At 41.0% G+C, this 25318-nt stretch carries 23 protein-coding genes; 20 read left to right on the forward strand and 3 right to left on the reverse strand.

What is annotated here, in order from left to right:
• Positions 1-12: 12 nt before the first annotated feature.
• The 4 genes from JQM81_RS05580 to JQM81_RS05595 all read left to right on the forward strand — a co-directional run bounded on the left by JQM81_RS05580 (position 13) and on the right by JQM81_RS05595 (position 2499).
• Positions 13-549: an HD domain-containing protein gene (locus JQM81_RS05580; protein WP_235232552.1), complete on the forward strand. Its 537-nt coding sequence runs from the start codon at positions 13-15 to the stop codon at positions 547-549.
• Positions 550-576: 27 nt separating this feature from the next.
• The gene (locus tag JQM81_RS05585; RefSeq protein ID WP_235232553.1) at positions 577-1521 is read left to right on the forward strand and encodes a DUF1848 domain-containing protein; all 945 of its coding nucleotides are present in this window, start codon (positions 577-579) and stop codon (positions 1519-1521) included.
• Between the two features lie 16 nt (positions 1522-1537).
• The gene (locus tag JQM81_RS05590) at positions 1538-1807 is read left to right on the forward strand and encodes an acylphosphatase (protein WP_235232554.1); all 270 of its coding nucleotides are present in this window, start codon (positions 1538-1540) and stop codon (positions 1805-1807) included.
• Between the two features lie 104 nt (positions 1808-1911).
• Entirely contained in the window at positions 1912-2499 is a 588-nt protein-coding gene (locus tag JQM81_RS05595; protein WP_235232555.1) for a TetR/AcrR family transcriptional regulator, read from the forward strand.
• A gap of 15 nt (positions 2500-2514) precedes the next feature.
• Here JQM81_RS05595 and JQM81_RS05600 read toward each other — a convergent pair whose 3' ends face one another.
• A complete protein-coding gene (locus tag JQM81_RS05600; protein WP_235232556.1) occupies positions 2515-3156 on the reverse strand; it encodes a GntR family transcriptional regulator in 642 nt (213 codons plus the stop codon).
• Between the two features lie 230 nt (positions 3157-3386).
• Here JQM81_RS05600 and proC point away from each other — a divergent pair, with 230 nt between their 5' ends.
• From proC to JQM81_RS05675, 15 genes are all read left to right on the forward strand, one after another.
• Positions 3387-4181 (forward strand): pyrroline-5-carboxylate reductase, encoded by a 795-nt coding sequence (gene proC, locus JQM81_RS05605; protein ID WP_235232557.1) that lies wholly within the window; start codon positions 3387-3389, stop codon positions 4179-4181.
• A 142-nt stretch (positions 4182-4323) separates the two neighbouring features.
• Positions 4324-4965, forward strand: coding sequence for a BtrH N-terminal domain-containing protein (locus JQM81_RS05610; protein WP_235232558.1), 642 nt, complete (start codon positions 4324-4326; stop codon positions 4963-4965).
• A gap of 59 nt (positions 4966-5024) precedes the next feature.
• Complete coding sequence (locus tag JQM81_RS05615) at positions 5025-6626, forward strand: aryl-sulfate sulfotransferase (RefSeq protein ID WP_235232559.1); 1602 nt, start codon at positions 5025-5027, stop codon at positions 6624-6626.
• 88 nt (positions 6627-6714) lie between these two features.
• Positions 6715-7233: a peptidylprolyl isomerase gene (locus JQM81_RS05620; RefSeq protein WP_235232560.1), complete on the forward strand. Its 519-nt coding sequence runs from the start codon at positions 6715-6717 to the stop codon at positions 7231-7233.
• A gap of 21 nt (positions 7234-7254) precedes the next feature.
• On the forward strand, positions 7255-8100 hold the full coding sequence (locus tag JQM81_RS05625; protein ID WP_235232561.1) for an energy-coupling factor transporter ATPase: 846 nt from the start codon (positions 7255-7257) through the stop codon (positions 8098-8100).
• Complete coding sequence (locus JQM81_RS05630; RefSeq protein ID WP_235232562.1) at positions 8091-8945, forward strand: energy-coupling factor transporter ATPase; 855 nt, start codon at positions 8091-8093, stop codon at positions 8943-8945. Before JQM81_RS05625 ends, JQM81_RS05630 begins: the two co-directional genes overlap by 10 nt.
• A complete protein-coding gene (locus JQM81_RS05635; RefSeq protein WP_235232563.1) occupies positions 8942-9736 on the forward strand; it encodes an energy-coupling factor transporter transmembrane component T family protein in 795 nt (264 codons plus the stop codon). The genes JQM81_RS05630 and JQM81_RS05635 overlap by 4 nt, the downstream gene beginning before the upstream one ends.
• A gap of 77 nt (positions 9737-9813) precedes the next feature.
• A complete protein-coding gene (gene truA, locus JQM81_RS05640) occupies positions 9814-10566 on the forward strand; it encodes a tRNA pseudouridine(38-40) synthase TruA (RefSeq protein WP_235232564.1) in 753 nt (250 codons plus the stop codon).
• On the forward strand, positions 10547-11698 hold the full coding sequence (locus JQM81_RS05645; protein ID WP_235232565.1) for an aminotransferase class V-fold PLP-dependent enzyme: 1152 nt from the start codon (positions 10547-10549) through the stop codon (positions 11696-11698). The genes truA and JQM81_RS05645 overlap by 20 nt, the downstream gene beginning before the upstream one ends.
• Positions 11699-11838: 140 nt before the next feature.
• Complete coding sequence (locus tag JQM81_RS05650) at positions 11839-13113, forward strand: double-cubane-cluster-containing anaerobic reductase (RefSeq protein ID WP_235232566.1); 1275 nt, start codon at positions 11839-11841, stop codon at positions 13111-13113.
• Positions 13114-13135: 22 nt separating this feature from the next.
• On the forward strand, positions 13136-13396 hold the full coding sequence (locus tag JQM81_RS05655) for a DUF3343 domain-containing protein (protein ID WP_235232567.1): 261 nt from the start codon (positions 13136-13138) through the stop codon (positions 13394-13396).
• Between the two features lie 14 nt (positions 13397-13410).
• Entirely contained in the window at positions 13411-14172 is a 762-nt protein-coding gene (locus JQM81_RS05660) for an acyl-CoA dehydratase activase (protein ID WP_235232568.1), read from the forward strand.
• 145 nt (positions 14173-14317) lie between these two features.
• Complete coding sequence (locus JQM81_RS05665) at positions 14318-16300, forward strand: sodium-translocating pyrophosphatase (RefSeq protein ID WP_235232569.1); 1983 nt, start codon at positions 14318-14320, stop codon at positions 16298-16300.
• A 203-nt stretch (positions 16301-16503) separates the two neighbouring features.
• The gene (locus tag JQM81_RS05670; RefSeq protein WP_235232570.1) at positions 16504-17508 is read left to right on the forward strand and encodes a CobW family GTP-binding protein; all 1005 of its coding nucleotides are present in this window, start codon (positions 16504-16506) and stop codon (positions 17506-17508) included.
• A 22-nt stretch (positions 17509-17530) separates the two neighbouring features.
• Positions 17531-18475: a GTP-binding protein gene (locus tag JQM81_RS05675; RefSeq protein ID WP_235232571.1), complete on the forward strand. Its 945-nt coding sequence runs from the start codon at positions 17531-17533 to the stop codon at positions 18473-18475.
• 40 nt (positions 18476-18515) lie between these two features.
• Here the strand turns inward: JQM81_RS05675 and JQM81_RS05680 are convergent, their stop codons facing one another.
• Both JQM81_RS05680 and JQM81_RS05685 read right to left on the reverse strand, forming a co-directional pair.
• Positions 18516-19898, reverse strand: coding sequence for a sodium-dependent transporter (locus JQM81_RS05680; RefSeq protein WP_235232572.1), 1383 nt, complete (start codon positions 19896-19898; stop codon positions 18516-18518).
• A gap of 156 nt (positions 19899-20054) precedes the next feature.
• Complete coding sequence (locus JQM81_RS05685; RefSeq protein WP_235232573.1) at positions 20055-21434, reverse strand: sodium-dependent transporter; 1380 nt, start codon at positions 21432-21434, stop codon at positions 20055-20057.
• A gap of 343 nt (positions 21435-21777) precedes the next feature.
• Here JQM81_RS05685 and nifJ point away from each other — a divergent pair, with 343 nt between their 5' ends.
• Positions 21778-25317, forward strand: coding sequence for a pyruvate:ferredoxin (flavodoxin) oxidoreductase (nifJ, locus tag JQM81_RS05690; protein WP_235232574.1), 3540 nt, complete (start codon positions 21778-21780; stop codon positions 25315-25317).
• Position 25318 lies beyond the last annotated feature (1 nt).

Consider the following 25318-nt stretch of genomic DNA (forward strand, 5'->3'; position numbering starts at 1 on the left):
AGAGGTACAGTTATGATTAACAAGGCAATCGAATTCGCAACCAAAGCACATGAAGGACAATTCAGAAAAGGAACAAAACGTCCCTACATTGTCCATCCAATTGAAGTAAGTGATATTGTATCTTCTATGACAAAAGATGAGGAAGTAATCAGTGCGGCAGTATTGCATGATACAATTGAAGATTGCGAAGGGATAACGCAGAGGATCCTTGCGCAGGAATTTTCGGAAAGAGTTGCCTATATTGTGGCTCAGGAAAGTGAAGATAAATCAAAGACCTGGATGGAGAGAAAACGGAGTACCATTGAACATATTCGTAATGCACCGAGAGAAGTGCAGATGGTCGGTCTTGCGGATAAGCTGTCGAATATGAGGGATATAGATCGGGATTATCCAGTGTACGGGGAAGAATTGTGGAATCGATTCCGGATGAAGGATAAAGAGATTATAGGCTGGTATTATAAAGGAATCAGGGATGCATTGAAAGAAGCGTTCAGCGGCGTAGAATTTTATGAGGAATATTGTCGGCTGATCGAGAAGAATTTTGGATAAAAATAAAAGGTAGTCAGGAGTGTAAAGATGATTATCAGTGCAAGCAGAAGAACGGATATTCCGGCTTTGTATCCAGAGTGGTTTGTGAATCGCCTCAAAGCGGGAGAAGTATTGGTTCCTAATCCATACAATCGAAAAAAAGTCAGCCGTATCCTCCTGTCACCGGATACGGTAGACTGCATTGTGTTCTGGACAAAGAATCCAGAACCGATGCTTCCGTTCTTGAAAGAGATAGATGACATGGATTATGATTATTATTTTCAGATGACGATTACAGATTATGAAGACGATATTGAAGAAAATCTTCCGGATATGGCAGCGTCCATGGCAACATTTCTCTTAATGAGCGAACGGTTGGGAAAAGAAAGAATTGACTGGCGGTTTGATCCGATTCTCTTGACAAAGAAATATACCATTGCATATCATTTGGAAAAGTTTGAACTTATGTGTGAATGGCTGCATCATGCAACGACAAGATGTATCATCAGTTTTGTCGATTCTGGAAGAGAAAGCCCTTATCTGGAATTGGAAAGAGAAGAGATGGAAGAACTTGCGAAAGGCCTTTCGGACATAGCCCGAAGGTATCAGCTTCCGTTGTATACATGTGCAGAAAAGATTGATTTAAGTAAATATGGTATTATGCATGGATCTTGTATTGATAAGGAGAAGATACACCAGCTCATTGGGTATAAGCTGGATCTTAAGAAAGATACCGGACAGCGCAGAGAATGCAGATGCGTAGAAAGTATTGATATCGGTATGTATGATACTTGCATTCATGGATGTAAATATTGTTATGCGAATAGTGGATTGGAGAGTGCAAAGAAAAAAAATCAGCAGCATGATGCAAAATCACCATTGTTGATAGGACATCTGAAGGGTGATGAAGTTATTACGGATCGGGAAGTAAAGTCGAGTAGAGATAACCAGATCTCTTTGTTCGATTTGCCAGAAATGTATTCCAGTTTTTGAGGGGATGGTTAAGTAGATGGCAGAAGTAAGAAAACGTATCGTATTTTATGGAAGAGTACAAGGTGTAGGATTTCGTTATACAGCAAAGCGCCTGGCACAGTCATTGGGATTGACAGGGTGGGTAAAAAATGAGTATGATGGCACTGTAGTAATGGAAATTCAAGGTCGTGAGCCGATGATATATAAGCTGATGGAAGGATTGAATCATAATATGTTTATAACCATTGAGTGGATTGATACGGAAGAAATTCCTGTAGAACCAGAAAGTTGTTTTTATGTACGTTAGTATGATAAGATATATAAAAGGATAAAAAGGGACACGGCAAATTGAATTAGGGACGGAGGAAAATGAGAAAACCCCCGTCCCCGATTTACAAAAAGGTGAGGATTATGGAAAAAAGTGTGAAAAAGAAAGATGTTAAGAGCAGAATTGTTGCGGCGGCGTGGCAGTTATTTTATGAGAAGGGGTATAATGGAACAACCGTAGATGACATTATTGCGTTGTCGGACACTTCAAAAGGCTCTTTTTACTATTATTTTAGTACTAAGGATGAACTTTTGGATACATTGTCATTAATTTTGGATGATTACTATGAAGAGTTGGAGACTGAGATGGATCCGAAGATGAATAGTTTTCACAAATTATTATATCTGAATTATAAGGTGCATACAATGATGGAAGAGAAGATCAGCAGGGAATTGCTGGCATCTCTTTATTCTACACAGCTCGTGTCAGAGAGACAAAGTCATCTTCTGGATCAGAATCGTAATTATTATAAATTGATTACAAAGATTGTGGATGAAGGACAGAAGCGTGGGCAGATCCGTGCCGATATTTCTGTCAGTGAGGTGACAAGATATTATGCATTGTGTGAACGTGCACTGGTATCAGACTGGTGTCTGAATAAAGGAAAATACTCTTTGGGAGAGTACAGTAAAGAGTGCATGCCATACATGATGGAACATTTTAAAGTATAGATAAAGGGAGGCGTTCTACCTCCCTTTTAAAGCGCTGTTTTTCCCAATGCCAAAATGATCAGCTTTCAGAATTTCATATGCTTTTTCATAATTCCCGCTGCGCATGTATTTTATCATTTCCTTTAAATTTTCGTTTGTCTTTGGTATACGCATACCGTTTTTGATAGAGTATTGTCCGATACGGATCAGCTCTGATAAGTTGTTTTCATAGATTCTGTTAATCCGTTCATTTTCAAAAATACTGATGATCTCCATATGCATAGCAGTATCTGCAATCTCCCATTCATACACGTCAGATGCGACGGCACACATGCGGACGATCTTCTCTTCAATTCGATAAGAATATTCTTCGTTGCGTCCGGAAGTGAAGATTAACCGGAATGCAGCCCCCTCTAATAATTCACGTAATTGATAGATCTCGTTAATATCTTGGTCGGTAATCTCTTTGACGGTCATTGATTTGTAATAGTCAGATACGATCAATCCTTCTGCCTGCAACATCTGGATGGCGGTTCGTACCGGGCTTCTGCTCATTCCCAGTTCTTTCGTAAGAAAAGCTTCTGTAAGTGGCATTCCAGGTGGATATGTCAGATTTAGAATGTTGTTTTTGATTGTTTCATAAGCCTGATCTGCCAGGGATGTGTTTTTTTCAGCCATAGGACACCTTCCGTTCAAATTATTCTTTGCTTTTGGGGAAATATACATCATGAGCGTATACGTTTTTTGAAAATGTATACAAATTATAACGTATTTTCAAGAAAAACTCAAGAAAAATGTTGACTTTTGATTCTATACATGGTATAGTCGATACAGAAAACAAATTGTATACAAATTTAAAAAACGTATACAAAATAAAGCTGATTTTTGAGATAAGGAAGGTAGGAAAGATGAAATTAGGATTTATCGGTACGGGTAACATGGCATCAGCAATTATGGGTGGTATTATTAAGAAAGCGATCATTCCGGCAGAGGAGATTATCGGTGCCGATCTGTTCGCGCCAGGAAGAGAACGTGTACAAAAGCAATTTGGCATTCATGTGACTGACAGCAACAAAGAGGTCGTTGAAAAAGCAGAAGTCATCATCCTGTCTGTTAAGCCACAGTTTTATGAAAGTGTAATCAATGAGATTAAAGATGATATTAAGAAAGATCAGATTGTTATAACAATTGCTCCAGGTAAGACCCTGGCTTGGCTCTCTGAAAAGTTTGGTAAAGATGTAAAACTTGTCCGCACTATGCCAAATACTCCGGCAATGGTAGGTGAAGGTATGACAGCTGCCTGCCCGAATGAGCATATGACAGAGGAAGAGATCGCATATGTGCGTACACTTCTGGAAAGCTTTAGTCGTGTAGAGATCGTTCCAGAGCGTTTGATGGACGTAGTAGTATCTGTCAGCGGAAGTTCTCCGGCTTATGTATTTGTTATGATTGAAGCAATGGCAGATGCAGCAGTATCTGGTGGAATGCCAAGAGCACAGGCATATCAGTTTGCTGCTCAGGCAGTTTTGGGAAGTGCGAAGATGGTATTAGACACAGGAAAGCATCCGGGTGAGTTAAAAGACATGGTATGTTCTCCTGCAGGAACCACAATTGAAGCTGTTCGTACGTTGGAAGAACGTGGATTTAGAAGTGCGATCATCGAAGCAATGAAAGTATGCGAAGAGATTTCCAAGAGCTTATAATCCAATAATAATTGACATAAGAATCCCTCAAGTAGCGAAAAGTATCCGGCCGTTTGGTCAGGATACTTTTTGCTGTTCATAAAAAATAAAATGTGGTAAGATAATAAAGATTTGAGAAAAGATATAAAAAGAAGGTGGGCATTTGAAGAAAAGTTTAGCTTATTTTACGATAGAAGATGCATATGGCGGCAATCAGGAATGGTTCACCAATGTTGTAATGAATATCGGAGGTTGTGGCGCGGCGACTGCATGCGACAGCTGTATTTATTTTGCAAAACAGATGGGAATGACAGCCTTATATCCTTATGATATCAATCATCTTACGAAGGAAGAGTACCGCAGGTTCAGCCAGATAATGAAGCCCTATATCCGTCCCAGAGTTGGTGGTGTAAAAAAGCTGGAATGGTATATGGAAGGATTGAACAAATATATTCAAGATGTGAATCACCGGGAAAATACACAGATTAAGATCGGAATGCGCGGACTTAGCGGGGAATGTTCTTATGAGGAAGCTTCCCGTGCAGTCAAATACCAGATTGATGCTGGAATTCCCGTGCCATATTTAATGCTGAAGCACAAGAAGCCGGAAAAGTATAAAGACTTTATATGGCACTGGTTCCTGGTCGTTGGGTATGAAGAGACAAAAGAAGGTATGGATATCTATGTGGCGACTTATGGAGAAGAGACCAGATTATCAATGAAGGAATTATGGGATACCGGAATGGATGAAAAAGGTGGAATTGTATTATATGATACCAGGGTCCAAAGGCCTAAACTCACATGAGCTTACTCATAGGTGGGGCTTTTGATTATGACATCATAGAGAAAAGGCAGGTTTACAGGATGAAAAAAAGACGGATTATACAAGGAGGCATTGTGGCAGCAGCTCTTTGCATTGCAGTGGTACTGGGAAGGTCTGGTGCGAATAGTGATATGAAGGAAGAACCGGAAGCTGTCGAGGAACAGACGGAGTCGACAGAAAAAGAAGAGGATGGACTATCCCGGGAACAGCAGGAGATGCTGGAAAAGATAAGTAAGACTTATGATGTAGAAGAGCAAAAAGAGATTGCCAGCCGTCTGGAAGAGAAGAAAAAGTCTCAGGATTATACGATCAATAATATGCTGATCGAGCAGAACCCTTTTGGCACTAACAATCAGTCATTGTATGTTTATTTTAATACGGATGAACCAATGAATGTCAGCTATACTATTCATGTGAAAGACTCTTCTGTCAGCGATTTCGCCCAGAATGTATATCAAACAGAAAGATATCAGACAGAGCATGAATTTCAAGTTATCGGTCTCGTGCCAAATATGGAGAATCAGATTACTTTTTTCTTGACAAGGGAAGATGGATCCACTGACACAAAAGAAATTGTATTTGAGATGGGAGATGCTCTGGGAACAGAAGAAGTGAAGCTGGAACAAGAAGTAAAAGGAAATGTGGAAGATCTGGAAGAAGGATTGTACGTTGTTCTGGGAAATGACAGCGAGAAGTTGAATTTCATGTACTATTATGATAACAATGGAGTACTTCGCGGAGAAGTCCCATTGCTGGGTTATCGAAGCTGTAGGTTGATTTTTGAGCAGGATTATATGTATTACAGTATTTCTGAGACAAAGATGGTGCAAGTGAACCGTTTAGGACAGGTCACACAAGTGTATGAACTTGGAAACTATGAATTGCATCATGATTATGTATTTGATGACAACGGTAATATGCTGATTCTGGCAACGGATAAGACACAGGATAGTGTTGAGGATATCGTGATAAAACTGGATGTGAATTCAGGAACAGTGACAGAGATTCTGGATCTTGGAGATTTATTTGGAAGTTACAAGGCAGAATGTCAGAAGAATTCTGACGAGAAGTTGGACTGGATGCATATCAATACCATTCAGTGGATTGGAAATGGATCCATCTTATTAAGTTCCAGAGAAACATCTTCTATTATTAAGATCGATAATGTCTATGATTCACCGACGGTTTCTTATATTATAGGGGAAAAGTCAGTCTGGGCTGATACGGAATATGAAAGCCTGGTATTCCAGAAAAATGGAGACTTTACCATTCAGGGGGGACAGAACAGCATTACCTATGTTAAGGATGAAAGCCTTTCGGAAGGACAGTATTATGTGGATCTGTTTCATAATAATATAGAAATCAATGAAATTTCATATTATTATAAATATCTGATTGATGAAAATACTGGATCATTCGAGTTGACAGATTCATTTGAAGTTCCTTATTCTGATTGTGGAAGCAGTGTTCAGAATCTGGATGAGAATACAGTGGTCGATTCTGGCAGGCAAGGTGTGTTTGGTGAATATAATAAGAACCATGAACTGATTGCAAGTTTTCAGATGGATGTAGAGACATTCGTATATCGTGTATATAAATATGATTTTGAAGGGTTTTATTTTGCAGGAAGCCAGAAAGAATAAGTCGTATACTTTACGAATGGTTCAATATCCGTTACAATAGAAAACATAGTCAAAAAAAGAAAAATATAGTAGAAAAGGGGAAAGTGTTATGGCAAATCCAATTGTAACATTTGAGATGGAAAATGGAGATATTATGAAAGCAGAATTGTATCCGGAGATTGCTCCGAATACCGTGAATAATTTTATATCACTGGTACAGAAAGGATTCTATGATGGATTGATTTTTCATCGTGTAATCCGTGGGTTTATGATTCAGGGCGGATGCCCGAATGGAACTGGAATGGGTGGCCCGGGGTATAACATTAAGGGAGAATTTTCACAGAATGGTTTCAAAAATGATCTGGCACATACAGAAGGCGTCCTTTCAATGGCCAGAGCAATGCATCCAGATTCAGCAGGTTCACAGTTCTTCATCATGCATAAAAATTCTCCGCATCTGGATGGTGCATATGCAGCTTTCGGAAAGATTGTGGAAGGTATGGATGTGGTAAATAAGATTGCAGAGACGGATACAGATTATAGTGACAGACCGTTAGAGGAACAAAAGATGAAGAAAGTGACGGTTGATACACAGGGTGAAACTTATCCAGAACCAGAGAAAGCATAAGAAAAGCTGGAGGCAGAATCCATGGATATGGTACAGACAGAAAAACTGATATTTGAATATGAAAAGCGCGATGAAGAAGGAAATGTCATAGGAATGTCTCGTGCGATTGATGAAGTGGATATAGATGTGAAGGAAGGTCAATTCATTGCTATCTTAGGCCACAATGGCTCTGGTAAATCTACATTGGCTAAGCATATCAATGCGATCCTTGTCCCTACAGAAGGAACGATGTGGGTCAATGGGAAAGATACCAGTGATCCAAATGAACTTTGGAATGTGCGGCAGTCGGCTGGCATGGTGTTTCAGAATCCGGATAATCAGATTATAGGAACGGTTGTGGAAGAAGATGTCGGGTTTGGACCGGAGAATCTTGGTGTACCGACGGACGAGATCTGGCAGCGTGTAGAAGAAAGCTTAAAAGCAGTAGGAATGATAGAATATAGACATCATTCTCCGAATAAACTTTCCGGTGGACAAAAGCAGCGTGTGGCGATCGCCGGAGTGGTGGCTATGGAACCAAAATGCATTGTCCTGGATGAACCGACGGCAATGTTGGATCCGGTGGGAAGAAAAGAAGTTTTGAAGACAGTACAGAAGCTTCAGGAACAGAAGAAAGTTACGGTAATCCTAATAACACATTATATGGAAGAAGTGGTTGATGCAGATAAGATTTATGTTATGGACCATGGACATGTTGTGATGGAAGGAACACCGCGGGAAATATTTTCACAAGTAGATGTATTAAAAAAATATCGTCTGGATGTGCCACAGGTTACTATATTGGCAGATGAGTTGAAAAAACGAGGTCTGGATATACCGGCCGGTATTTTAAAAAAAGAAGAGTTGGTGGAAGCATTATGTCAATGAAGTTAGAACATCTGAATTATGTATACAGTCCAGGAACGGCATATGAGAAAAAAGCCTTGAATGATATTTGTCTGGAGATCCCAGATGGAGAGTTCATAGGAATTATTGGTCACACTGGCTCGGGAAAGTCTACACTGATACAGCACCTGAACGGATTGCTTAAAGCTACCAGTGGAGAATTGTATTTTAATGGAGAAAATATTTATTCAGAAGGATACAACATGCACGAATTGCGAAATCAGGTAGGGCTTGTATTTCAGTATCCTGAGCATCAGCTGTTTGAAGTGGATGTGATGACAGATGTATGTTTTGGTCCTAAGAATCAGGGACTGACACCAGAGGAATGCGAGAAGCGTGCGTTGGAGGCATTGAAGCTTGTAGGTCTTAAGGAGAAATACTACCGCTCTTCTCCGTTTGAATTATCTGGTGGGCAGAAGAGAAGAGCAGCCATTGCCGGTGTTTTGGCAATGCGCCCGAAGGTGTTGGTGTTAGATGAACCGACGGCTGGCCTTGACCCAAAAGGACGAGATGACATCTTGGATCAGATTGCCTATCTGCATCGGCAAAGTGATATGACAGTCATTCTTGTATCGCATAGCATGGAAGATATTGCGAGATATGCGGATCGCATTATTGTAATGAATCACGGCTCTGTGATGTATAATGATAAGCCGGAAAAAGTGTTCGAGCATTATCAGGAATTGGAGAAGATAGGGCTTGCAGCACCGCAGGTTACTTATATCATGCATGATCTGGCAGAAAAAGGGCTGCCGGTAAAGGTGAATGTTACAACGGTGGAAGAAGCGGCAGATGAGATTATGAAGGTACTGGAGAAGAAAAGATGATTCGAGATATAACAATAGGACAATATTATCCGGCAAAAAGTATATTACACAGATTGGATCCAAGAGTAAAACTAGTATGCACATTATTGTATCTGGTATCATTATTTTTATTCAGAAGCGTTCCAGGGTATATTGTGGCAACAATTTTCCTGGCAATTATAATCAAGATATCGACGGTTCCATTTTCCTATATTGTAAGAGGCCTTAAACCCATCGTTATGCTCTTGATGATAACCGTTCTTTTTAACCTGTTCCTTACAAGAGACGGTGAGGTGTTGTTTCATGCCTGGATTTTTACCATTACAGAAGGTGGGCTTATTACGGCGGTATATATGGCAATCCGCCTGATATACTTAATTATCGGTTCTTCGCTCATGACATTTACGACGACACCAAACGAATTGACAGATGGAATTGAAGCCTTGCTGCACCCATTGAACAGAATCCATGTTCCCGTACATGAAGTGGCAATGATGATGTCCATCGCATTGCGTTTTATACCGATCCTTCTGGAAGAGACCGACAAGATAATGAAAGCACAGATAGCTCGTGGGGCAGATCTGGAAAGTGGTAATATGATACAAAAAGCAAAAAGCATGATTCCAATCCTGGTTCCACTGTTCGTATCCGCCTTTCGCCGTGCCAACGATCTTGCCATGGCCATGGAGGCAAGGTGTTACCGCGGCGGAGAAGGAAGGACAAAAATGAAACCACTCCACTATCAAAAGAGAGATTATGTGGCTTATATTGTTGTAATTGTATATGTAATTGCTGTAGTTTTGATAGGGTGATATTAATTTGGGACGGGGGTTTTTTCAATTTACTCCGTCCCAAATTGCAATTTACCCTGTCCCTTTTGAGGTATGAGATGAGAAGAGTCAGAATTGTTGTTGCTTATGATGGTACAAATTATTGTGGATGGCAGGTTCAGCCGAATGGAATTACGGTTGAAGAGGTGTTGAATGCGAAGCTTCAAAAATTGACAGGTGAAAAGATTCGTATTATAGGAGCCAGCCGTACGGATTCAGGAGTGCATGCATTGGGAAATGTGGCGGTATTCGATACGGAATCGTCGATTCCGCCAGAACGGATGGCGTATGCATTGAACCAACGCCTTCCGGAGGATATTGTGATTGTAAGATCAGAGGAGGTTCCGTTGGATTGGCATCCCCGTTATCAGGATGAGGTGACGAAGATGTATGAATATCACATTTATAATGCGCCTGTGCCGAATCCTTTAAAACGAAGATATAGTACCTTTGTGTCTTTCCCGATGGACGTAGAAAAGATGCGGCAAGGAGCATCGTATCTAATCGGAGAACATGATTTTGTTAGTTTCTGTAATGTACGAACGAATGTGGAAGATACTGTTCGTACAGTGAAGGAGATACAGATTGAACAGCAAGGTCCTGAGATTACCATACGAATTACCGGAAATGGTTTTTTGTATAATATGGTGCGCATTATTGCGGGGACGTTAATTCGAGTCGGAAGAGGTTTCTATACACCTGAACGGGTGAAAGAAATATTAGATGCAAAAGAACGGACAGAAGCGGGCGTGACAGCGCCGCCGAATGGTTTGGTATTGGTGGGGATTGAATATGGAGAAGATTTATTTTGACAATGGCAGTACGTCATGGCCAAAAGCGCCAAAAGTGGCAGAAGCTATGGCTGATCTGTTGACTCACGGGGCATTCAATATTAACAGAGGTAATTATGAAGGTGCTTATGAGGTGGAAGCAACGGTTCTGGATACGCGGGAACAGCTGGCACGTCTGTTTCATGCAAAAGATTCTCGAAGTGTTATATTTACACCTGGAATTACGTACTCTCTGAATTACTTCATCAAAGGTTTTCTGCAATCAGGAGATCATGTCCTGGTGTCAGGGATGGAGCATAATGCAGTTATGCGTCCGTTAAAACAGATGGAGGCAATCGGCGTTACCTATGATGTGGTAAGAACAGAAGTGGATGGGACGATTCAACCCGAAGATGTGGAGCTTGCCATTAAGAATAATACAAAAGCAATGATTATGCTTCACGCTTCAAATGTGTGTGGTACCATTGTCCCGATTAAGGCAATTGGAGAGATCTGCCGCAGGCATCATCTGTTTTTTGTTGTTGATACGGCTCAGAGTGCGGGTACAATTCCAGTAGATATGCAGGAATGTAATGTTGATTTCCTTGCATTTACCGGGCATAAAGGATTTTTGGGGCCGCAGGGCATCGGTGGTTTTCTTATATCTGAAGAGCTGAATGATCAGATGAAGCCATATATCGCAGGCGGAACAGGGAGTCAGTCAGATGTACTTCTGATGCCGGAAAGCCTTCCGGACAAGTATGAAAGCGGAACTATGAATCTTCCGGGAATCATCGGCCTTCATGCGGCTCTGTCGTATATAGAAGAAACTGGAATAGAGACGATTCATCGTAAGAAAATGGAGTTGACACAGTATTTTCTGGAAAATGTAAAGGAATTCTCCAACATCCGTATTGTGGGAAAAAAAGGAATGAAGGATCGTGTTGCGGTTGTTTCGTTGGATTTCGTGCAGGAGGATAACGCGGTTGTTGCTTTTGAGTTAGAACAATATTATGGAATTATGACAAGAGTCGGCCTTCATTGTGCACCAATAGCACATCGCACATTGCATACTTATCCACAGGGAACGGTTCGTTTTGCTTTTAGTGCTTCCAATACGAGAGGCGAGATTGATCAATGCATAGAGGGATTTCGAGAAATATTATCAGTATAGAATATATAAATAAACCTAGTAATAATATAAGAAAAATCAATATATATTCTGACCTGAATTTATTGCCCCATTAAAACAAACATGTTACGGTTAAGCTAGTAATTATAAGTACGACAAAGAGTCACAAGGAGGAAAATAATATGGCTGATTATCGTAAAATGTGGGAAGATCTGGGAATGGATATTGAGCTGCATGATCAATTGTGCGCGGTGCTTCCGCAGGCGTTTGGAGATGTTTTCTTGTCTCAGGAAAATCGCCCGGAGTGCATGGATTACTACAATATGGTTGTAGCAGACATTCACGGCATTCGCCCGGCAGAATTAATCGAGCATCAGAAGAAAGGTGGAAAAGTATTCGGTACATTCTGTGTGTATGTACCAGATGAGATCATTTTTGCAGCTGATGCAATTGCAACGGGACTTTGCGGCGGATCACAGTTCTGGGTTCCAGGCGGTGAGAAAGTGCTTCCGACGAATACTTGTCCGTTGATCAAGGCATCTGTCGGAGCAAGATTAGACCGTACCTGCCCATTTTTCCGCATTGCAGATATGTATATTGGGGAGACAACCTGCGATGGTAAGAAGAAGGCATGGGAGATCCTGTCAGAAGATGTTCCGGTTCATGTAATGGATCTTCCGCAGATGAAACGCGCGAAAGATGTGAAAGCGTGGGCCGAAGAGATTAAAGAGCTGAAAAATGTAGTAGAAGAATTTACCGGCAATAAAGTGACAGAGGAATCACTTGCAGAAAGTATCAAGCTTATTAATGCGAAGAGAAAAGCTTTGGCAAGATTATATGAGACGCGTAAGAGTGAGAATCTTCCAATCAGCGGTACTGATGCACTTGTGATATCACAGATTGCATTCTACGATGATCCGGCAAGATTTACACAGATGACGAACAAGCTGTGTGATGAGTTGGAACAGCGCATTCAGGACGGAGTAAGTGTAGTTCCAGCCGGAACAAAACGTATTATGTTGACAGGTACACCTCTTGCAATTCCGAACTGGAAGCTGCATAATATAGTAGAGACAAGTGGCGCAGTCGTTGTCTGTGAAGAGATGTGTACAGGTACACGTTATTTTGAGCGATTGGTGGACGAGACTCAGACAACTATCGATGGACAGATTGATGCGCTGGCTGAAAGATATATGGGAATTAACTGTGCATGCTTCACTCCAAACCAGGCAAGAATCGATGATATTTTACGCTTTGCAAAAGAATATAAGGTCGATGGTATTATTGATGTCAACTTGAAGTTCTGTAATCTGTATGATACGGAAGGATATTTCGTGGAACGTGCGATGAAAGAAGCCGGAATTCCGGTTCTTGGAATTGAGACAGATTATACAGACAGTGATGCACAGCAGCTTCGCACAAGAATCAGCGCTTTTGTTGAGATGTTAAATAATTAAAATACAAAAAGGAAGTGTACATATGCAGAACATACAGCATTATGTGCTTTTTCCCAATCATGATAACGGCATGCGGTTATATAAAGAATTAAAAAATCTGGGGGTTCGGGCAACCATTGCTCCTACCCCCAGAACTGCGAGCAAATGCTGTGGAATCTCTCTGATGGTAAGGGAAGAAGATCTGGATATAATCAGAACTTGCATTAAAGAGCATGAGATAGAGATTCTGAAAATCGCAGCTGTTGAGAGGGACATCAATCCCAGAAGGGATAAATATTGCTAAAAGAGGTAAAAAAAGTGAATTATGTAGGAATTGATATTGGGTCGACAGCATCAAAGGTAGTGGCAATAGGAGATCATGAGATGCAGTTTGTGTTGCCGACTGGATGGAGCAGCAAAGAAACAACTCTGACAATTAAAGAAAAGTTGAAAGAAAATGGCATCGATGTTTTGTCAAATGACACTAAAGTGGTAGCAACAGGATACGGACGTGTAGCTGTAGATTTCGCAGATTATGTAATTACAGAGATTACCTGTCATGCCCGGGGTGGCAGAGAGATGGCGGGCAATGACTGTGCAATCATTGATGTAGGGGGGCAGGATACCAAAGTGATTCTGGTCGAACATGGAATGGTACAAGATTTTCTCATGAATGATAAGTGTTCAGCAGGAACTGGAAAATTTTTGGAAATTATGGCAAATCGCCTTGGAATTGCCTTGCAGGAGCTGTTTGATATGGCGGAATCAGGTACGGTCCTTCCGATTAGTTCGCTGTGTACAGTATTTGCAGAATCAGAAGTAATTAATTATATCGGAGAAGGAAGAAAACGAGAAGACATTGCGGCTGGAGTGGTAGATTCTGTGGCAGCAAAAGTGTCGCAGCTCAGTCAGAGAAAGAGTCTGCCCGAAAAAGTGATATTGACAGGTGGATTAAGTCACAGCCAATATTTTACAAGTATACTGTCTGCCAAGATTGGACAGAAAGTAGAACCGACAGAACATGGAAGATATGCGGGAGCGCTGGGTGCAGCGCTGCTTGCGAAGGAGAAGTCAAAATAATTTTGACTTCTTTTTTAAAATAGAAAAAGAAGAAAATTCTTCATTTACATTAGAAAAGAATGAGTAAAAATCAGAAAAAACTATATACAAGTTCAGATTTTGTGATAATATAAAAATACAATAAATCTGTGGGAGGATTTTTATTATGGAAATGTTTTTGAAAATTGTTCCCGTGTTGGGCGTTATTGCTCTTGCGTTTGCAGGTGTTTTAGCAGCAAGAGTCAGCAAGCAGGACGCAGGAACAGACCGAATGAAGGAAATTGCATCTTCCATCAGTGAGGGTGCTCAAGCCTTTCTGACAGCTGAATACAAGATTTTGATTATCTTTGTTGCTGTACTGTTTTTCTTGATTGGCTTTGGAATTGGTAACTGGGTAACTGCAGTCTGCTTCGTGGTTGGAGCTGTGTTCTCTACACTGGCAGGATATTTTGGAATGAGTGTAGCTACAAAGGCAAATGTAAGAACTGCTAATGCAGCGAAAGAAAGTGGCATGAACAAAGCGCTTTCTATTGCATTTTCCGGTGGAGCAGTTATGGGAATGTGTGTAGCAGGTCTTGGTGTCCTGGGAGTAAGTGCAATCTACCTTATTACAGGAAATGTAGATGTGCTTTCAGGATTCAGCCTTGGAGCTTCTTCTATCGCATTGTTCGCCCGTGTTGGTGGTGGTATCTATACAAAGGCCGCTGACGTAGGTGCAGACCTTGTAGGTAAAGTAGAAGCAGGAATTCCGGAGGATGATCCGCGTAATCCGGCAGTTATCGCTGACAATGTAGGTGATAACGTAGGTGACGTTGCCGGAATGGGAGCAGACTTGTTTGAGTCATATGTAGGAGCATTGATTTCTGCTCTCACACTTGGAATCGTATATTATAAAGTGGCTGGTGCAGTATTTCCGCTGGTAATTGCAGGATTAGGATTGATTGCTTCTATTCTTGGAACATTCTTCGTAAGAGGAGACGAGAATTCCAATCCGCATAAAGCGTTAAAGATGGGATCTTATGTATCCAGTCTTCTTGTGTTGATTGTAGCATTTGTATTCAGCAAATATTTCTTTGGTGATTTTAAAGCGGCGATTGCGATCGTAGCCGGATTAGCAGTAGGATTATTGATTGGTATTATTACAGAAGTTTATACTTCTGGTGATTATAAATCTGTAAAAGAGATTGCAGAACAGTCAGAGACTGGTTCCGCAACTACAATTATCAGTGGTCTTGCCGTAGGTATGAAATCTACCGCAATCCCGATTCTTTTAATCTGTATTGGTATCTTTATTGCATATCAGTTCTGTGGACTTTATGGAATCGCACTGGCAGCTGTAGGTATGTTGTCTACGACTGCAATTACTGTAGCGGTTGATGCGTATGGACCGATTGCTGATAATGCCGGTGGTATCGCTGAGATGTCCGGTCTTGATCCGGAAGTACGTAAGATTACAGATAAACTGGATGCTGTTGGTAACACAACTGCAGCAATGGGAAAAGGTTTTGCAATCGGTTCCGCTGCATTGACAGCGTTGGCATTGTTTGTATCTTATGCAGAAGCTGTAAAACTGGAAAGCATTGATATTCTTGACAGCCGTGTTATTATCGGATTACTGATCGGTGGTATGCTTCCATTCTTATTCTCTTCTATGACAATGCAGTCTGTATCTAAGGCGGCATATAAGATGATCGAAGAGGTAAGACGTCAATTTAGAGAGATGCCTGGAATTATGGAAGGTAAGACGAAACCAGATTATAAGTCTTGCGTTGCAATCTCTACAACAGCAGCATTAAAAGAGATGCTGGTACCTGGTATCATGGCAGTTATTTCTCCGTTGGCAGTTGGTCTCCTGTTAGGACCTGCAGCATTAGGCGGCCTTCTCGCCGGTGCATTAGTAACGGGTGTTATGATGGCAATCTTTATGTCCAATGCCGGTGGTGCATGGGATAATGCTAAGAAGTATATTGAAGATGGTAACCATGGCGGAAAAGGCAGCGAAGCTCACAAAGCAGCCGTTGTAGGAGATACTGTAGGAGATCCGTTCAAAGATACATCTGGTCCGTCTATCAATATTCTGATTAAATTGATGACTATTGTATCATTAGTATTTGCGCCACTGTTCTTAGCAGTAGGTGGATTATTGTAATTAAAAAATATAGATTTATTGTGTTATGTATGGCAGTATTTTCAGAAAAATGGAAATACTGCCATTATATATTGTCAGGCTGAACGCTTAGATTTAAAGTCGAAGTTGAGGATAAAACTGGCAACTATGAAAAGATTGTGGTAATATATGTGTCGTAACGTATTTTACAATTAAGAAGATTCAGATAGAAAAGAGGCATTTACATGACAAAAGTTGACATTATTTCTGGCTTTTTGGGAGCTGGGAAAACGACATTTATTAAAAAATTAATTGATCAGGTATTCACAGGCGAGAAGCTAGTATTGATTGAAAATGAATTTGGTGAAATCGGCATTGATGGCGGCTTTTTGAAAGACGCAGGAATTGAGATTACGGAGATGAATTCGGGATGTATTTGTTGTACGTTGGTAGGAGATTTTAGTAAAGCTCTTCAAAAAGTATTGGCAGAGTATCAGCCGGATCGTGTTATTATTGAGCCTTCTGGTGTGGGAAAATTATCTGACATCGTGAGAGCCATTGAAGATGTGAAGAAAGATGCAGAGATAGAGATCGACGGAAGAATTACGGTTGTAGATGGCAAAAAAGCAAAACTTTATTTGAAGAATTTTGGTGAATTTTTTGAAGATCAGGTGAAACATGCATCTACAATTGTTGTTAGCCGTACGCAGATGATGACCGATGAGAAAGTGGAAGAGTGCATTCATATGCTGCGGGATGAGAACGCAGATGCAGCGATTATATCAACTCCTTGGGAACAATTAAGTAAAGATGCTATATGGCATGCATTGGAGCATGGCGCTGAGATAGAAGGACTTCTGGAGGAAGAACATGACCATCATCATGACCACGAAGAATGCTGTGAGCATGATCATCACCATCATGACCATGAAGAATGCTGTGAGCATGACCATCACCACCATCACCATCATGCAGATGAGGTGTTCACCAGCTGGGGAAAAGAAACAGCACATAAATATACAGAAGAGGAATTGGATTTCTTAGTAAAAGCATTGTCCGAGACGGACAGCTACGGAACAATTCTCCGTTCTAAAGGAATTGTTCCGATGACAGATGGAACATGGAAACAATTTGATCTTGTGCCGGAGGAATATGAAGTGCGAGATGGACAGGCAGATTACACAGGACGAGTATGTGTCATCGGAACAGATCTGAAAGAAGATGAACTTTTGAAGCTGTTCCACATTTAATGAAAGAAATGAAGGTGATAGTATGGTAACAATCCCTGTATTTGTATGTACTGGTTTTTTGGACAGCGGAAAGACGACTCTTGTAAAAGAGACATTGATGGAGCAGGAGTGGATTGAACCGGGATTAACACTTCTTCTTCTCTGCGAAGAAGGGGAAGAAGAGTATTCGCAGGAATATCTGGATCAGAAAAATATGGTGTTGCTTAAGATTGAAGAATTTGAGCAGCTGAATGCCACATTTTTCAAAAATTGTGAAAAGAATTACCATCCGACGCAGGTAGTCATTGAATACAATGGAATGTGGAAGCTAGAAGATCTGTTAGCTATCAAATATCCAAGAAACTGGGAACTTCAGGGAGTATATTCGACGGTAGATGGTACAACGTTGGATATGTATCTGAAAAACATGAGAAATATGTTGATGGAACAGTTAATGGAATCAGAATTGATTGTAGTGAATCGTTGTGCAGAGGGAGTGAATCGAGGTGGATTTCGAAGAGCGCTGAAGATACAGAATCCTATGGCCCAACTCATTTTTGAAGGAATGGATGGGAAGATCATTGAACCTACGGAGGAAGATCTGCCTTACGATGTAAAACAAGATAAGATTGTGATAGATGATATAGATTTTGGAGTATGGTATGTGGATGCTTACGACCACCCGGAATTGTATCTTCACAAAGAAGTAGAGTTTGTTGCGCAGTCATTTCGACCAAGAGGTATGAAAGACAATATGTTTGTTCCCGTTCGTAAGATAATGACTTGTTGTGCGGCAGACACCAGACTTTACGGATATCCTTGCAGATCAGACAAAAAGATTGAGATTCATAAAGGAGAATGGATTCGCGTCAGAGCAAGATTTGAATATGAATCTGTGACTTCTTTTGGAAATAAGCAGCCTGTACTGCATTTGATTGAGATGAAACCGGCAGAAAAACCGAAGGAAGAAGTCGTAACTATGGGATAGGGGAGTTCGCCCCTATCCCCTTTCTTGTCTCAAAACTTATTTATGAAATGAAACCGAAGCAGTTCAGGATAACGATTAGAGTAAGTACCGGAACTACTACGGTCATAATTACTTTGTCATAAGTAGATAATTTCCCGTCTCGTCCATTCTTGGTCAGCTCTTTTTCGTATTCCTTATATCCCCATACTTTGCAACAATAGAAAGCGGTCAACAGGCAGCCGAGAGGCAGAAGGACGTAGCCTGAGAAGCAGTCAATCCAGTCGTAGACGTTGTAGTATACCACGCCGGTATTGAATGCCCACCAGGGAAGTCGAATGTTGCTTAGCAATCCGTATCCTTGACTCAGGGAACATAAGATTCCACCGATGAAAATGATTACGGCACAGATTACGGTAGATCTTCTGTGATTGATATGACATTTCTCTTCGATACATTTTACCGGAATCTCCAGGATCGTGAAATAAGTAGATAAAACGGCAAATATAATTGCGGTAAAGAAAAAGAATCCAATGATATTACCGCCTGGAAACTGACTGAATATCTCTGTCATGGCAAGGAATATTAGAGAAGGACCTGCAGCCATCTCTGAACCGGCACCTACAACCGTTGGAATAATTACAAATCCGGCAGTCAAAGCTACGGTAGTATCGCAGATGGTTACCATCATAGAGTCTTTACGGATATTGGCAGTGTCATTGACATTGGCGCCTAAAGTTACAAAAATAGACCATCCGATACCGACAGAGAACATAACCTGCATGCAGGCATCTGAAAATGTCTTCCAGGTAAATTTAGAAAAATCAGGAACCAGATAGAATTTCAGACCATCAATTGCTCCCTCGAAAGAAAAGAGTGCCCAAATACCACATACGATTAGAAGTACGAACAGTAAAGGCATGATGACTTTGGTGACTTTCTCCACAAGTTCTGTAATGCCGCCAGCCAGAAGAAGTACAGTAATTGCCATTAGAATCCCTGCGTAGATCAAAGGTTCAATTGGTTTGGAAATAAAGTTCATATAATAGGCCTCTTTGTCTGCGCCGAAATTGCCGCCCAATAAGTAGGTTACTGCATATTTTAATACATAACCGCTGACGATGATATAGTACATATCAATCATAACAGTACAGACAATATTGATGACCCCTGCGAATTTCCATTTCCTATTAATGACGCCGTAGGCATCAATACCGTTTGTCCTTGCATATCGCCCAATTGCTGTCTCCATCTCAACAACAGGGTGCCCAAGAACAATGCAGAGGATGATGTATACAAATACGAATGCGCCTCCGCCGCCACCGTAAGCAAGATAAGGAAATTTCCAAATGTTCCCCAGACCAATGGCAGCACCGGCAGCTACCATAATATAGCCGAATCGGGAACCAAAATTTGAAGTAGTTTTGTTTGCTTGGTGATTACTCATGAACATCCCTCCTAAATAAAAAGGCTGCTCCCGCGTTTGGGGGAGAGCAGCCTTAAAAGATAATAAAATTACTCTTCTATATTATTATATTCTCTGCCTTTTAGCTGGTCAAAGAATTGGAAAGATGCTTAACACTATTTTAGCATCAAACGAACATTATTTGATGAATCCGAAACAGTTCAGAATAACGATCAATGTAAGAATCGGAACCGCAACTGTCATAACTACTTTATCGTACATACTTAACTTTCCGTCACGTCCATCTTTGGTCAATTCTTTCTCGTATTCCTTATATCCCCATACTTTACAACAGTAGAATGCGGTCAGGAGACATCCTAATGGAAGAAGTACATAACCGGAGAAACAATCAATCCAGTCATAGATATTATAATATACAACACCTGAACCATATGCCCACCATGGGAGCTTCACACCGCTGAGCAGACCAGCACCCTGACTCAGAGAACAGAAGATACCACCGATGAAAATTAAAATTGCAGTAATCCAGGTTGCTTTTCTGTGATTGATATGGAACTTCTCTTCGATACATTTTACCGGAATTTCCAGGATTGTAAAGTATGTGGAAAGAACGGCGAATATCAATGCGGTAAAGAAGAAGAATCCAAGGATATTACCGCCAGGTAAAGTGGAGAAGATCTCTGTCATAGCAAGGAATACAAGAGATGGACCTGCAGCCATCTCAGAACCTGCACCTACAACGGAAGGAATGATTACAAAACCTGCAGTCAATGCAACTGCTGTATCACAGATGGTTACCATCATAGAGTCTTTCCGGATATTAGCACTGTCTTTTACACTGGCACCAAGTGTTACGAAGATCGCCCATCCGATACCAACGGAGAACATTACCTGCATACAGGCATCAGCAAAGGTCTTCCAGGTAAATTTGGAAAAATCAGGAATTAAGTAAAACTTCAGACCATCAATTGCACCGTCAAATGCAAATAAAGCCCAGAATCCACAGATAAGAAGTAATACAAACAGCAAAGGCATGATTACTTTTGTAACTTTTTCAACCAGTTCTGTAATACCTTTGGATAATAAAAGTACGATAATGATCATTAATATTCCTGCATAAATCAATGGCTCAATCGGGTCAGAGATAAAGTTCATGTAATATGCAGTCTTATCAGTACCAAAATGTCCACCTGTAAGGTAAGTAACAGCATATTTTAATACATAACCGCTGACGATGATATAGTACATATCAATCAAAAAGGTACAAAGTACATTGACAAATCCGACAAATTTATACTTTGGATTTACAACTCCGTAAGCGTCAATTGCGTTTGTCTTTGCGTAACGTCCGATTGCCGTCTCCATCTCAACAACAGGATGACCGAGTACGATACAAAGGATGATGTACACAACAATAAATGCGCCACCGCCACCGCCGTAGGCAAGATAAGGGAATTTCCAAATGTTTCCAAGTCCGATAGCAGCACCTGCCGCCACCATGATGTAGCCAAATCGGGAACCAAAATTGGCTGAAGGTTTTTTCTCGTTGCTACTCATAATAACACTCCATTCTCTTCATTATTTGAGATATGAAATAAAAAAGGATGCTCTCACAAAGTTTATGAGAGCATCCTCGCCTAATTCAATCCTCTTCTTTAGTATACTCGAAACTTCCTGTCTTGTCAAGAAATTGTCAGACAATCTATAAGAAAGCCTTATAAAACATATTCGAATTGTCTATAATAAAGCTGATATAAAAACAGATTATACTCGGTTTGTATCAAAAAAGGAACAAAAATAACCATAAGAATCACTAGACTTTTAAATACTTAGGGACTATAATTATAATACACGTCAAATTGTAAAATTTGTATCACTTTTTTAAGGAGGAACAGCAAAAATGGCAAGAAAAATGAAGACCATGGATGGTAACCAGGCAGCAGCTCATGCGTCATATGCTTATACTGAGGTTGCAGCTATTTACCCAATTACCCCATCATCTGTTATGCCTGAACACGTAGATGAGTGGGCTACCGAAGGTAGAAAGAACATATTTGGACAGACTGTCCAGGTAACAGAGATGCAGTCAGAAGCAGGTGCAGCCGGAGCAGTACACGGTTCATTAGCAGCTGGAGCTTTAACAACAACATTTACAGCATCCCAGGGATTATTGTTAATGATTCCTAACTTATATAAAGTAGCAGGTGAACAGCTTCCAGGAGTATTTAACGTATCCGCTCGTGCCCTTGCAAGTCACGCATTGTCAATCTTCGGAGATCACTCTGATGTATATGCATGTCGTCAGACTGGTGCAGCAATGCTCTGTGAGTCAAGTGTACAGGAAGTTATGGATTTGACACCTGTTGCACACTGTGCAGCATTAAAGGGAAAACTTCCATTTATCAACTTCTTTGATGGATTCCGTACATCTCACGAGATTCAGAAGATTGAGACATGGGATTATGAAGATCTGAAAGATCTGGTAGATATGGATGCTATTGATGAATTCAGAAATCACGCCCTGAATCCAAATCACCCATGCCAGAGAGGTTCTGCTCAGAACCCGGATATTTTCTTCCAGGCAAGAGAAGCATGTAATCCATATTACGATGCTATGCCAGCTATCGTTCAGGAGTATATGGACAAAGTTAATGCTAAGATTGGTACAGATTACAAACTGTTCAACTACTATGGAGCAGCAGATGCTGAGAAAGTTATCGTTGCTATGGGTTCTGTTTGTGACACAATCGAAGAGACGATCGATTACCTGACAGCAGCAGGAGAAAAAGTTGGTGTTGTTAAGGTTCGTCTTTACAGACCATTCTGCGCACAGGCATTGATCGATGTGATTCCGGATACAGTGAAGTATATTAATGTACTTGACAGAACAAAAGAGCCAGGAGCTCAGGGCGAGCCATTATACCTGGATGTTGTTTCTGCACTGAAGGGATCTAAGTTCGACGCTGTTCCGATTAACTGCGGACGTTACGGATTAGGTTCTAAAGATACAACACCTGCACAGATCGTTGCAGTATTTAATAATACAGACAAGGCTAGATTTACAATTGGTATCGAAGATGATGTGACGAATCTTTCATTGGAAGTTGGTGCACCACTTGTTACAACACCAGAAGGAACAATCAACTGTAAGTTCTGGGGTCTTGGAGCAGACGGTACTGTTGGTGCTAACAAGAACTCTATCAAGATTATCGGTGACAATACAGATATGTATGCACAGGCTTATTTTGATTATGACTCTAAGAAGTCTGGCGGTGTTACAATGTCTCATCTGCGTTTCGGTAAGAAGCCAATCAAATCTACTTACCTGATTCACAAAGCAAACTTTGTAGCATGTCACAATCCATCTTATGTAAATAAATACAACATGGTTCAGGAATTAGTTGACGGTGGAACATTCCTTCTGAACTGCCCATGGGATATAGAAGGTCTGGAGAAACATCTGCCAGGACAGGTGAAAGCATTTATCGCTGACCACAACATCAAGTTCTACACCATCGATGGTATTAAGATTGGTAAAGAGATCGGACTTGGCGGACGTATCAATACCGTTCTTCAGTCTGCATTCTTCAAACTGGCAGCTATCATTCCAGAAGAAGAAGCTATCGATCTGATGAAGAAAGCAGCTAAGGCTACTTACGGAAGAAAAGGTGATAAGATCGTACAGATGAACTACGATGCTATTGATGCTGGTGCTAAGCAGGTAGTTGAAGTAGAAGTTCCAGAGTCTTGGAAGTCTTGTGCAGATGAAGGATTATTTGCACCAGAAGTTAAAGGCGGAAAAGATGATGTTGTTGCATTCGTTAAGAATATTCAGGCAAAAGTTAACGCACAGGAAGGTAACACACTTCCAGTATCTGCATTCAATGATTATGTAGACGGTTCTACACCATCTGGTACTGCAGCATACGAGAAACGTGGTATTGCAGTAGATATTCCGGTATGGAAATCTGAAAATTGTATCCAGTGTAACCGTTGTGCATATGTTTGTCCTCACGCAGTTATCCGTCCGGTTGCTCTTACAGAGGATGAACTTGCAAAAGCTCCAGAAGGAACACAGGCAATCGATATGATTGGTATGCCAGGTATGAAGTTCACTATGACTGTATCAGCTCTTGACTGTACAGGATGTGGTTCATGTGCTAACGTATGTCCAGGTAAGAAGGGTGAGAAAGCTCTTGTTATGGAGAATCTGGAAGCAAATGCAGCATCTCAGGATGTATTTGATTTCGGTAGAGAGATTCCAGTTAAACCAGAAGTTGTTGCTAAGTTTAAACCAGAGACTGTTAAGGGAAGCCAGTTCAAACAGCCACTCTTAGAGTTCTCAGGCGCTTGTGCAGGTTGTGGTGAGACACCTTACGCTAAGTTGATCACACAGTTATTCGGTGACAGAATGTACATTGCTAATGCAACAGGATGTTCTTCTATCTGGGGTAACTCTTCACCATCTACACCATATACAGTAAACGGAAAAGGACAGGGACCTGCATGGGCTAACTCCTTATTCGAAGACAATGCTGAGTTTGGTTATGGTATGTTACTTGCTCAGAAAGCAATCAGAAAGAGACTGAAAGAAGAAGTTGAGACTGTTGCAGCATCTGATGCAGCTTCTGCAGAAGTAAAAGCAGCTTGCCAGGAATATCTGGATACATTTAACTGTGGTGTATCTAACGGAGATGCTACAGATAAATTAGTTGCAGCATTAGACGGATGTGATTGCGAGACATGCAAAGACATCGTTAAGAATAAAGACTTCCTTGCTAAGAAATCCCAGTGGATCTTCGGTGGTGACGGATGGGCTTACGATATCGGATTCGGTGGTGTTGACCACGTATTAGCAAGTGGTGAAGACATCAACATCATGGTATTTGATACAGAGGTTTACTCTAACACAGGTGGACAGTCTTCTAAGGCTACTAAGACAGGTGCAACAGCACAGTTCGCAGCAGGCGGAAAAGAGACTAAGAAGAAAGACCTCGCTGGTATCGCTATGAGTTATGGTTATGTATACGTAGCACAGATCGCTATGGGCGCAGACTTCAACCAGACTGTAAAAGCAATTGCAGAGGCAGAGGCTTATCCAGGACCATCACTGATCATCGCTTACGCTCCATGTATCAACCATGGTATCAAGAAAGGTATGAGCAAAGCTCAGACTGAGGAAGCATTAGCAGTAGAATGTGGATACTGGAACAACTTCAGATTCAATCCTGCAGCAGAAGGCGGCAAGTTCACACTTGACAGCAAAGAGCCTAAGCAGGAAGATTACCAGGCATTCCTTGACGGAGAAGTTCGTTACAATGCACTGAAGAGAGCAAATCCAGCAAAAGCTGAGAAGTTATTCGCTAGAAACGAAGCTGAGGCTATGGAAAGATATGCATATCTGAAGAAACTGGTTACTCTGTACGGAACAGAAGAATAAG

The sequence above is a fragment of the Faecalicatena contorta genome (assembly GCF_021531895.1).
Lineage (GTDB): Bacteria > Bacillota > Clostridia > Lachnospirales > Lachnospiraceae > JAFBIX01.